General features: G+C 66.8%; 13 protein-coding genes. All 13 read right to left on the bottom strand.

Features of this window, described 5'->3' with window-relative positions; translation table 11 throughout:
• Positions 1 to 22 precede the first annotated feature (22 nt).
• Positions 23 to 376 (bottom strand): hypothetical protein, encoded by a 354-nt coding sequence (locus AC731_RS07175; protein WP_048702849.1) that lies wholly within the window; start codon positions 374 to 376, stop codon positions 23 to 25.
• An 11-nt stretch (positions 377 to 387) separates the two neighbouring features.
• Positions 388 to 1164: a phage tail tube protein gene (locus AC731_RS07170; protein ID WP_048702852.1), complete on the bottom strand. Its 777-nt coding sequence runs from the start codon at positions 1162 to 1164 to the stop codon at positions 388 to 390.
• A gap of 63 nt (positions 1165 to 1227) precedes the next feature.
• On the bottom strand, positions 1228 to 1710 hold the full coding sequence (locus tag AC731_RS07165; protein ID WP_048702855.1) for a helix-turn-helix domain-containing protein: 483 nt from the start codon (positions 1708 to 1710) through the stop codon (positions 1228 to 1230).
• The gene (locus AC731_RS07160; RefSeq protein WP_048702858.1) at positions 1707 to 2210 is read right to left on the bottom strand and encodes an HK97 gp10 family phage protein; all 504 of its coding nucleotides are present in this window, start codon (positions 2208 to 2210) and stop codon (positions 1707 to 1709) included. Before AC731_RS07160 ends, AC731_RS07165 begins: the two co-directional genes overlap by 4 nt.
• 3 nt (positions 2211 to 2213) lie before the next feature.
• Entirely contained in the window at positions 2214 to 2909 is a 696-nt protein-coding gene (locus AC731_RS07155; protein WP_048702861.1) for a hypothetical protein, read from the bottom strand.
• Positions 2910 to 2995: 86 nt separating this feature from the next.
• Positions 2996 to 3304 carry a phage fiber-tail adaptor protein gene (locus AC731_RS07150; protein WP_048702865.1) on the bottom strand — a complete coding sequence of 103 codons (309 nt, stop codon included), beginning with the start codon at positions 3302 to 3304 and terminating at the stop codon, positions 2996 to 2998.
• The gene (locus tag AC731_RS07145) at positions 3301 to 4302 is read right to left on the bottom strand and encodes a hypothetical protein (protein ID WP_156480670.1); all 1002 of its coding nucleotides are present in this window, start codon (positions 4300 to 4302) and stop codon (positions 3301 to 3303) included. The genes AC731_RS07150 and AC731_RS07145 overlap by 4 nt, the downstream gene beginning before the upstream one ends.
• The gene (locus AC731_RS07140) at positions 4299 to 5819 is read right to left on the bottom strand and encodes a fibronectin type III domain-containing protein (protein ID WP_048702874.1); all 1521 of its coding nucleotides are present in this window, start codon (positions 5817 to 5819) and stop codon (positions 4299 to 4301) included. Before AC731_RS07140 ends, AC731_RS07145 begins: the two co-directional genes overlap by 4 nt.
• 2 nt (positions 5820 to 5821) lie before the next feature.
• The gene (locus tag AC731_RS07135; RefSeq protein WP_048702877.1) at positions 5822 to 7201 is read right to left on the bottom strand and encodes a hypothetical protein; all 1380 of its coding nucleotides are present in this window, start codon (positions 7199 to 7201) and stop codon (positions 5822 to 5824) included.
• 3 nt (positions 7202 to 7204) lie between these two features.
• A complete protein-coding gene (locus AC731_RS07130) occupies positions 7205 to 7708 on the bottom strand; it encodes a phage tail fiber protein (RefSeq protein ID WP_048702880.1) in 504 nt (167 codons plus the stop codon).
• Between the two features lie 149 nt (positions 7709 to 7857).
• A complete protein-coding gene (locus tag AC731_RS07125) occupies positions 7858 to 10146 on the bottom strand; it encodes a phage major capsid protein (protein ID WP_048702882.1) in 2289 nt (762 codons plus the stop codon).
• A gap of 2 nt (positions 10147 to 10148) precedes the next feature.
• A complete protein-coding gene (locus AC731_RS07120) occupies positions 10149 to 10388 on the bottom strand; it encodes a hypothetical protein (protein WP_048702885.1) in 240 nt (79 codons plus the stop codon).
• 103 nt (positions 10389 to 10491) lie between these two features.
• Complete coding sequence (locus AC731_RS07115) at positions 10492 to 11382, bottom strand: phage minor head protein (RefSeq protein WP_048702888.1); 891 nt, start codon at positions 11380 to 11382, stop codon at positions 10492 to 10494.
• Positions 11383 to 11386: the final 4 nt, after the last annotated feature.

Genomic DNA, 11386 nt, shown 5'->3' with positions numbered 1-11386 from the left:
GCGTGGCCCAGTTGCGCCAGGGCTACCCCTGTGCGCTCGAGCTCTGCCCGCTGTCGCTCGATCGGATAGCCCTGCCCGCTGCCCGACCGAGCATCCCGAAAAAATCCGAATTCACCTCCTGCACCTCGCGCCACACCGCACGCATTTCGGCGGGCGTCATCTGCTCGAGGTCGTCGGCACTCAGATCGGTGAAGAAGCGCAGGTCGGCCGGGTCGAAGTCCTCGAACAGCAACGCGGTCACGGCGTCGGTCATCGGGTTCTCGGCCGCATGCTTCAGCCAGGCGCGGAAGTCGCCCAGCGTCAGTTCGCGCACGACGACAACGCGCGCCGCGTCGTCGTCGCCCAGTCGCACCACCTTGCGGGAAGCCATGCTCATCGCTCGGCGCCTCAATCCAGCATCACGGCGCGGCCGAAGATGCCCAGGTCGCCGTCAGCGGTCTTGGTCGGGTCGCCGACGATTGTGCAGTTGAGCACCGCTTCGCCGCGCGACTCGTTGATGAACTGGAACGAGCTCGGCAGCAGCTTGGCCGTGTAGAAGTCGAAGGCCATGCGCGGCTGGCCCGTAACGGCGGTGTTGCGGCCCGAGATCGTCACCCACTTCTCGCGCTCGGTGTTGGTCAGCATCTTCACGTAGCTCACCGCACCGGGCGTGAAGCTGGCCTTCAGCGGGCCGACGAAGGGGCCGCCCGTGGTCAGGTCCAGAATCTCCACACGGCCGGTCTTGGCATCGACCCGGTAGTTGGTGTTCAGGGTCAGTTCCTTGGGCGTCGTGGGCGTGCTGTCCTCGATCGTCAGCGCGGTCACGTCGTAGTGGCGCAGCAGGCACACGTCACCCACCTCGGGCGTGGCGCCCGAGATCTGCAGATCGACGATGGCATCGGTGTCCTGCGCGACCAGGTCGCCGCCGAAGATCAGCTCCATGGTCTTGCTGGTCATCTGGTGCAGCGTGATCGCCAGCGAGGCCTCGTTGCCCTGGAACATCGTGAAGCCCACGGTGCGCGAGCCCGACCAGCTTTCCTTGAAATCTTCCTTCTGCGGCTCGGCGTTGAACTCGATCGACGAGCAGTCGCCCAGCCACATGCCCTTTTGCGGCATGCCACTCACGCGGTCGAACAGATCCACCGTGCCCTGCAGCGACCAATACTTGCGGGATTCGCCGTTCATCTCATTTCTCCATCTATGCGCCACCGGGCGCGGGGTTTGCTACGAATGGGCTTGCGCCCGGTGTCAGTCGCCGGGGCTTTCAAGCGTCTCGGTGATCAGCGTCATGTCGGCGGCGTGGCACAACACGCCGGCAAACATCACCGGCCCGCTGGCCGCAAGCTGCGCCCCGATCTCGTCATCCAACGAAGTGCCGAACACCGCGCCGCCCAGCGTCGGATCCACGTCGATCGCGCGGCGCACGCCGTCGATCACCGCGTCGAACGCGATCTCGCTTGCTGTTTCGTCCTTCAAGGCCATGAAGCCGCGCAGCTGCCAGCGTGTGCGCACCAAGCGCTGGCGCGGCGCCCACTGCTTGGCGCTGAAGCCCAGCCTGCGGACAAACCAGCCATGCAACTGCTTGCCGTCGTCGGTCTGCACCACATACAGGGCTTGCAGGGCTGTCTGCTGGCTGGCGTAGCGCTCGCGGTCATGCACAACCCCCATGCCGGGCACGGCCTTCAGGGTGGCGACGATCGCCGCGCGAACGGCCTCGGTGGTCTGGCTCATGCGGGGTCTCCGGCAAGGCGGCGCACGATGCGGCCCACGGCAATCTCGAAGCCGCGCGCCACCTGCGCCTGGTTGGCGTTCCAGGTATCGGTGAACATGAAGTGCCCCTTGGTGCCGCGCGCGGCGATGGACTTTGCGATCGCCCAGCCGGCCGACTCAGCCTGCTTGCCACTCACGCCCAGCTTCTGTCGGGCCCAGTTGATCAGCGGCTCCACGGGGGGCATGTGCGGCTTGGTGCCCAGCTCAACCGCCACGGCGTAGGCCAGCGGCGTACCCACGCGGCCCTGGACGGCAATGCCCGGCAGCACCTGCACGTCGCCGATGATGCTGGCGCGCAGCGTGCCGTACGTGGTCGGGGTGCGTTCCTGCACCTCGCCCTGCAGGTGGGCCACCAGCGTCTCGATGAACTGGCGCAGCTCGCCCTCGACGATGTTGGGCGCCTTCGTCCAAGCGTCGGCGTACGTCCGCAGCGCGTCGGTGTCGAGCTCGATGCGCAGCATGGCTCACCGCCTCCGGTACAGCCGCCCACGGCCGTGGCTCGTGGGCAGGTTCAGATCCACCACCACGCCGGCGGCGTCGATGCGGGGCTGCTCAACGCCCTGGGCGCTGATGTCGATGCCCAAGGTGGCGAAGTACCGATTGCGGTAGGCCTTGGCGCGGGCAGACCACTCGCGGGCCGGATGTGCCTGATCGACGCGGTCGGCGGCGATGGTGCTGTCTTGAGCGCTGGCGTGCGCCGTAGCGATCTGCTCGGCCAGCAGGCTGGCGGCGTAACAGGCAACCGCTTCGCGGTGGGCCTTGGGGACGGTGCTCGATGCGGCGTCGACGACGTGTGGCGCGGTGTAGTGCAGACGCGCCGTGGCGCCGGGCGTGGCCGCCTGCAGCAGGCCGATGACTTCGCCCGTGGGGGTGCGCCACACTGCCCAGGCATCCGCCTCGAGCGGCACCGGGGGCGACACCACCGGGCATTCGACGGTCTGCAACAGGCTTTCGCCCTGCACCCACCCCTCGGGCAGGGGCACGGTCACGCCGTCCTCGGTGGTCACATCCTCGACCACCTGGCGCGGGCGGTCGGCGCTGTAGCGCACCAGGGCCAGCTCGATCGCGCGGTCGCGCTGCGTCGGCGTCACCCAGAGCACGGCATCGCGCACCAGGTCGTCGATCAGGTCTCGCAGGTCGGGGAGGTTTACGGCGGGCATCGCGGCACCAGGGGAAAGGAATGCCGCAATGGTGTCGCGCGCGCGCGGGCCTTACGAAGTAAAGGGGTTTGGGCTTTCTGCGGGGGTCAGCGGGGTAGCGCCACGGGCAGGATCGCCTCGAGCTGGATGCGATCGCCCGCGCTGGTGTCAGCCGTGCAGGTCAGCAGGTACTCGGTGCCCTCGACGCCGCCCATGATGCGGGCCAACACAGCCGGCCCCGACACCGCCGGCGCGCCTGCCAGCATCGCGCCTGGTGCAGCGTCCTCGCCCTTGCGCACGGCCACAGCCACGTCGGCTGTGGGCAGCAGGCTCACACCGGCCGGCAGCTCGCGGGTAAAGCGGAAGGTAATCGTCACCGCCTCGGCGGGGCGCTTCTCCGGAAGTCTCGTAATCATGCAGTCACCACCCATCGCCGCCCCGCGGCCTCGACCACCCAGCGGCGCGACTCGATCAGCACCAGCGCGGCCGCATCCGACAAATACGCAGCGCCACCCGGCGCCGCCCCACCCACCGCAGACAGATCCACCTGCGCCACCAGGTAGCCCGCCGCAAACGCCTGCAGGATCCCCGCGGCCGTCAGCGGCACCGTGGCCGTGATCGCCGCGCTGCCACCCGCCTGGGCGCCGCCGATCGCCGATATCGACCCCGACTCGCCCGCATCCAGCACCCCCACGCCACCGGCCTGCATGCCGCCGCTGGCCGCCAGCTGCACCTCGAGCGACAACACCACATCACCTCCGGCCTGCGCGCCCCCGGTCGCGGACTGCAGCACCGCAATCGTCAGCCCTGCCGCGCCCGCCGCCTGCATCAGCCCCTCTGCCGAGATCGTGACGTTGGCGACCAGATCCGCACTGCCGCCCGCCTGGGCACCGCCGATCGCCTGCAGATCGCCTGCCGCCGCTCCATCGAGCACGGCATTGCCGCCTGCGAGGGCGTAGCCGATGGCCGACAGCGGCACCGCCGCGCGCACCGGGGCATCGCCACCAGATACGACGAGGCCGACGGCGGAGAGCGCAAGGGACGCGGCGATGGTGGCGGAGCCGCCGGCGGTGAGGCCGGCGGAGGCGGAGAGTTCGGCAGCTTCGCCGCCGACAGTGATCGTGACCGGCTGGGGCGTGCCGACATCCGCGGCGTTGACGGCAAGCTGTGCCGAGAAGGTCGTGGACGGGCCCGTATACTCGAACGACGAATCCGGCAACATCAGCAAATTGCCGACGGTCGGCGGAGTCGTAATGCGGACCCATATCTCGCTGCTGGCGTCCGCAACAGGGTCGATCCACTGGTCGCCGACTGACATCGGCGGCAATTCGGACCCGAGCACGCCCCACCCGCCGAAGCCGACCACCATCGGGCAGTCGGCAAGGATCTGCGATGCGGTAACGCGCATCCTCATGATGCAGTCACCGGGTCAGAGATGCCGATCCAGCCCGCAGCGGTCTTGACGACCAAGTGGTAGGCCGATCCCGTCACGAGCGCCGGGTCGGTGATCGTGATCACCCCGCTCGCACAGACCACGCCCGACGTGTTGAGAACTTCTGCAAGCGTGGTTGCATCAAGCACCGTCGCCCGCAGCCCGGACTCATTGAGCACGGATTCCGAGCTGTACTTGATCGGGTACAGCGCAGAGCCGACAGTGATCGTGCTCGGCAGCGCAGCCGCAGCGACCGTGATCGAGAAAGCGTTGCTGTCCGCCGTCAGCGCCCCGGCGTCCGTCGCCCGGACTTGCAGCCCGGAGTACGTGCCCGCCGTGGTCGGCGTGCCGCTGATGACGCCAGCGCTCGATACCGTGACGCCCGCAGGCCACGAGCCTACAGCCGAGAATGTCAGCGCAGACTCGGCATCCGAGAAGCGAGATGACACATCCAGCGACGACAGCGCGACGCCTTCCGTGGCGCTGATTGCCGCGATACTCGGGCCGTCGAAGCTGGGCGGCAGGTTGCCCGGACCCTCGGCTTCTGTGGTGAAGTTCGACACCGCGCTCCACGAGCCCGACCCGGCTGCGTTGATCGCACGGACCTCAAGGCTGTAGGGCGTGCTAGCCGTGAGTCCCGAGATCGTCGCAGGTGATGCGCCGATGCTCGCAGCCGTGCCACCGTTGAGCCGGTACTCGAAGCCGGTCGCGTCACTACCGCTGTAGCTGTAGGGGACCGATGCGGATGTGGTGCTCGGCGTGATCGTGCCGATGGTGACGGTTCCGGTCGGCGCAGTGCCACCGGACGGCACTCTAGGCGCAGAGTCCGTGCCTGTGCCGACGCCGATAAATGCGATCCGGTTCTCGATATTGCCCGACTCATGCCTCCCGATACCAACTACACCGTCAGCCCAGTACGGAGCGCCTCCGCCCATCGTTGCACTAGTCGTTTCGACAGTCCATGTGCTCGGTTCCGCCTCGTCCGACCACCATGTTTTGTACTTGAGATCAACCGACGCACCGAGGTCTGTCCACTTAAGAAGATAAGAGCGTTTGCGGTTGGTCTGAAACGCATAAAATGTGCCCGATGCGCCGGTTGTTGACGGAGAGTCCGCGCGTCGAATAGTCGGCACGACATTGCTTGATCCCCCCGCCCCATCCGCGCAAAGATACCCCTGCGTGACGCCCGCGTTGGCATTACAAAGGAGCCTGACGATGCCAGTCCTCGCATCGATGGCAGTGTTCGCAGCGAGCCCGGCAATGGCCTCGATATACATCTCGCCGCTGCCCGTAACCGGCACTGCATTCCATCGCCACCAGGTATATCCGGTAAGATCCGCGCGATGAATTCGCAGCACGCGACCGCTTGCGCCCCGCGCGTCTTCCTCGACCTGGAACGTGTAGTCGGCTCGGCCAAGGAGGACCGAAAAGTCATGCCCCCCACTGTCGAGCTTGGTTGCCAGCGGATATTGAGTGAAGTCGTTGTAATACTGCGCCATTCTCAAATTCCTCTTGGATCAATCCAGCCCGGCGGGCGCCACAACCACACGTCGCCGTTTTCCGGGTGCTGCATGCCGACATAGCAATCCAAATCTGCCGCGTATTTCCACTTCCCCCAGACGCTGGCTCGCCATGCGTCTGGCGTGCCCGCGATTTCGTCCTTCGTCATCGGGCGAACGGTGGTCTCATCCGCAACGATCTCGATAGACCATCCCGCGGTCGGCGTTGGATTACCTGCTGGAGCGTCGACGCGGTACACACGACCGCCACCGAGCCACACGAACACGCTGCCGCGCTTGTCGTCGGAAGCGCATCCGGGGGCCACGCGCTTTGTCGTTTGATACTGTCGATCAGCGACGTACTGGGCATAGACCTCGGCATTGCTAAATGTCGGCTCTTTCCAATTGTTGGTTGGCGACGCCGTCTTCAGGTCCCAAAAGCGCTCAACAGTCCAGCCCGACACAAACATGATTTCCGCGTTGCGATCAAGCGCGCAGCCAAGGTCTTCGTACATACCAAGCGACCACATGCGGCCGATTGCCTCGACTGTGTGCGTCGTCACATCCAATGAGGGCATCGTGATCTTGCGTAGGGTCTTCGCAGACTCGGCCTGACCGACCTTGTAGATCACGTCGACTCCGCCTTCTACACGGACATCTGAGCCCCCCGAAATGCCGCCCGAAAAGTTCGTCGATACGCCGCGCTGCACGTAGTCGAGCACCTCCCACGGGCGCGCACCCGGCAGCGCCTTTGCACCTGCTCGCATCCAGTTAGAGCCAGTCGAGCCACCAACAAACCCTTTGCCGACGAGGTCAAGCTGACACAGGTATCCGGCGATAGCCTCGAACTGCCCAGCAGCTGCGTTCCACACACGAAAACCGCCGCCCCACTCCTGCGCTGCGCCGCCATGGGTATAGAAGCGATCAAGCACGGGCAGGTAGTTGTTGCCGCTGTATGTGTGGGACGACACAGGGCCGGCCATATGCCCATCCGGCGTGTTGTAGCTGCCCTGCGCATCAATCACAGTGCGCGCCGCGTAGTAGCCGACTCCCCACTGCCCTGTCTCGCCATCCCACACGTACAGGGCGTTATCGTCAGTGTTCGCGTGACCGCCGCCCCACAGGTAGATCCGGCTGCGCTTGCTGTCCCATGCCATGCTTGACCACGCATTGATGACATAAGACTCATAGCCAAAGCCGGGGCCGTAGTTCGGCGTTTGCAGGCGCGGCCAAATCGACTTGAACGTATTAGTGTTGGCCTTGACCCACTGCCCATCCGCAATCCCGGCCAGCAGATCGAGGAGTCGATTCGGGAATACCTCGCGCCCGCCGCCGACGCGCTGCACCGGCGACGTGTATGTCAGTGGCACCGGTGCAGCCATGCCTCAGTTATCCACGTAGAACTGCAACTGCCCCGCGTTGAACTTAAGCTCCACCCCCGCCCGATCGACGTTGAACGGCGCGGCAACGTCCACGCAGATCCATCGGTTGCCTGCGGTCACGGCGTCCCAGAGCTGCACGGACTGGACATTGCCCCACGCTGCGGTCGATGCCGGGAACTGGATGACAGCGTTGTTGCTGGTGGTGGCGCCGGCGCCCGAGCTCGCCGTGGTGCTGCCGGCTGACTGGGTGCCCGCCCACGCGGAGAGCGATGCCGATACCGGCTGTCGCGCGTAACCGCCGGTGGGCTCGGTGCCCGGCGTGGCGTCGTTGCAGGTGCCGGTGGAGACACCCACGTACCAGGTGGCCGGGGTGCCCAGCGCCTGGCCGCGAAAAAGGGCATCGACCAGCTTGTTCTCGCCGTAGTCGGTAAGCAGGGCGGCAGAGGCCGGAAGGGAGAGGGCTGCGCAGGCCACGAGGGCCAAGGTGCAGAGGATTCGCTTCATCATTGCTGGGGTTCTCCGAAAGAGGTGGGGGTTTCCAGACCTGTCGCCCGTTATCCACCCCCGAAAGGTTGGCGAGCCGAGGCAGTCGCGGGGCTCCCGGAGGCAGCGGCTGCCAGCCGCCCCCAATCGCTGCCCTCTGCGGGAGGTGTCCCTTACGCAACGACCGCCTTGTACAGCCCGCGGAAGTCCATCACCGCGCCGCTGTAGATGTGGCGGATCTTGTAGGTGACCTGGTCATTGCTGAACAGGCTGCCCACGGTGGGGCTGTCCTGCACGAAGAGCTCGGGCTCTTCGCGGCCATTCAGGAAGCCGATCTCGATCGTCGGGCACTGACGCGGGTCGGTGGCCACCGCCCAGTCGTTGGCGTCGGTCCAGTACGGGATGGCGATCACCTCGGGGTTGATCGTCTGGACGAAGGTCTTGTCGTTGTTCTGGCCGCGCACGAACAGGTTGAAGGCTGCCTCCTGCAGCTCGGGCGGCACCATCAGCGTGCGCGGGCGCAGGTTGAGACGCTTGCTGGAGCCCGCGCGGGCCTGCTTGAGCATGGCCAGGCGGGCGGCGGCGAAGCTGGTGGCATCCAGCGCGGCTGCGCCGAGGTTGTTGTGGGTGGCGTGGAAGAGCGCCACGGTGTCGTAGATCGTCGGGTTGGTGCGGATGAAGTCGAAGACGAACTCGTACAGCGTGTTGGCTGCGGCGAGCGCCAACTCGACCGGGATGCGGCGTATGGCGCCGACATCGTCGTTGGTGATCATCTCGAGGGTGATCGATTCAGTACCGCCACGCTTGGTCAGCGCGTAGGTGGCCTTCTCGTCGCTCGGGCTGGTCAGCGCGTTGTAGGCGGCCGCCTGGTTCACCGCGGGCAGGTTGCCGTAGCCGCCGATGCGGTTGCGTTCCTGGGTGCGGAAGTCATTGACCGGCACCACGTCGGCGATCTTGCGCCAGTCCTGCAGGTCGGTCAGCTGCGCGTACTCGGCCAACATGCGGCGGGTGATGCTGTCGCCAAGCACGTTCGCCCAGCTCGAGGAAGACAGCGCCTCGACGAAGCGCTCGCCCAGCGATTCGCGCAGGCGGGCCATGTCGCAACGCTGCAGATCGCCGGTAACGTGGCGGTCGCCGGTGATCTCGACGTAGCACTCCTTGAAGGAATGCACACCGTTCTTGCGGTTGAAGAAGTCGTCGAGCATGCCGTGGATCTTGACGCTGCGGTCTTCCACCTCGATGTCGTCGAAGTGGATCACCGGCTTGCCGCTCTCGGTGAAGCGCGCCAGGTAGGCGCGTTCGTCGTCGATCGCCTTGCTCACATCGGCCGCGGTGAAAGGCGTTTGCGCCTCGGTAAAGCGGGCCAGCAGCTTGTCCTTGGCGGGCTGCGGCAGCTTGGCGGCGCCGACCAGGTCGCGCGCGGTGATGCGGGCCTCGACCAAGCGCACCTGATCCATCAGCGCCGGGTCGGCGGCGGGTGCCGGAGCCGGGGCCGGTGCGGGCTTGGCGCCCTTGGCTTCCACGAACGCGGCTTCGATCTGTTCGTCCGTCGCGTTGGCGTCGTCGAACTGCGGGTTGTGGGCCTTGATGGCCTCGATCATGCGTTGGCGCAGTGCCATGTCTTCATCCTCCTGGGACGGGGTTGCTTGGGCTTCGACGATGCGCAGCAGGGCACCGCCCGCACCGGGTTCCACGATCAGATCCACGGAATGGACCTTTGTGATTTGGGTTGCGGCGCGCAGCTTGCGGCCGCCCTTGGTGATGACCTTGGCCTTGGCGTCGGCGTCGATCGAGAAACCGAACAGGCCGGCCATGCCGCGGGCGTGGGCCTCGCGCACGCGCACGGCCACGTCGCCGTCGGGCTGGATGAGGTGCAGTTCAGCCTGGATCTCGCCGGTGTCGGCCGTGGCCCCTTCCACGAAGCGGGCGTTGCGCAGCTGGCCCACGAGGTTGCGAAAGCTCTTGCCCGGTGCCACAGCCTGGGTGCCGGCCGCGACGTGCTCGGCGTCGCTCTTCTCGAAAACGCGCGCGCCTTCGACCAGGCGCACGGCGTCACGCAGCACGGCGTCGGGGTAGTAGTTGCGGTTGCCCGATTCGCCGGCGCGGATCACGCGGATCAGCCACACGCCGCCGGCAGGCTCGCCCACCGCTTCGATGAAGGCCTGCTCCTGCTGCGCCTCGGTCATGCGCGAGGCGGCATCCACGTGCTGCATTACCACCTCACGCGGCGCGCCCACGGTGACCGCGTTGTCTTCGGAAAGGGTGAAGGGGAAGGCGTAGTAGCGGCCGTCCTTGTAGACGACCACGCGGTCCGGATAGACCGCCTCGGGGCTTGCGTACTCGGAGACGTGCCCGGCCTGGACCAGCGCACGCATCACCAGGTTGAGCACCGCGCGCACCTCGGTGGCGGCGGCCTCGATCAGCCGCGCGCCCACGATGCCGTTGGCCGGGATGATCTTCATGGTCAGGCCTTCGCGCTCTTGGTGGGCGCCTTGCCGACCAGCTTCTGGCCGTCAGTAGTGACGACGGTGATCTCGTCGCCGCGCACGCGGTTGGCAAACACCTCGTCGGCGCCGACCTCTTTCTCCACCGTCTCGCCCGTGGGCTTGCCGTCCTTGCCGATCTCGGGCACCAGGCGCTTGACGAGTTTGGCGGCCTGCTCGGCGGGCAGGTCCATGGGGTGCTGCGGGGTGGGTTTGTCCATTGCGATCGCTCCGTCGGGTGCGTGGGGGGAAATGACGGAGCGAGCATGCCCCCTCGCGCGAGGGGGTCTGAAGTAAAGCCGTTTGGGCTTTTTCTGGGGGGGTTCAGCCGGTTCGGGCGGCGTTGCGCAATGCGGCGCGGGCCCGGGCGTTCTCGGCGGCGTCGTTGTCGGCGATCTCGTCGACGATGGTGCGCTTGAGCCCGTAGGGGTTGTCCTTGGGCACCACCGGCACGCTGGCGCATCCGCAGTTGATGGTGTGGCGTGCGGGGGCGCGCGGGTCGCCCGGGTACATCATGGTAACGGCGCCGCCCTCGAGCACGAAGGGCTTCTCCACCGGCTGCACCTGGCCGTGGATGGCGACGTGCTCGGGGCGCGGCTCGCGCTTGCCGCTCTTGAGCCACTTCTTCTGCATGCCCGGAACGTACTGCGCGCTTTGCTCCATGCGCAACTGGTTTGCGGCAGAGAAGGCCCGGTTCAGTTCGGTGCTCACGATGGTGGTGCCGCGGCGCAGCGTCGTCTCGCCCAGGATCTTGCTCACCGCCTTGACCGCCTCGAACGGCGTTTGCGTGCCGATCACCACCAGCCCCAGCTCGCTGTTGATGAGGTTGGCCGCCTCGAGCGTCACGTCCCGGATCTTCTCGGTCAGGAACTGGCGCATGGCAGAGAGCTGGCGCGGGTCGAGCTGCGGGATCACCACCGACACGGCCGACGCGGCCAGCACGTTATCCACCAGCCGCGAGCCCTCGCGCCAGGCGGAGACCTGTCCGGCATCCACCGCGGCCGCGGCGTCGGTGGCGATCCCCTCGAGCGCGCGGCGGATCTCGGCCTGCAGCTGGGGCAGATACCACGCCTGGTAGTCGGTGGGCAGGGCCGCCAGCAGCGCCACGATGTCGCGCTCGGCCTGCTGCAGCAGCGCCCGCAGCTCGGCCAGCGTGCCATTGATGAGCCGGGTGCGGCCCTTCATGGCGGCATTGATGGCCTCGGTGGGGGTCATAGCG

Origin of the sequence: Thauera humireducens (assembly GCF_001051995.2) — a bacterium.
Taxonomy (GTDB): domain Bacteria; phylum Pseudomonadota; class Gammaproteobacteria; order Burkholderiales; family Rhodocyclaceae; genus Thauera; species Thauera humireducens.
This window is presented reverse-complemented; position numbering and strand designations above follow the sequence as displayed.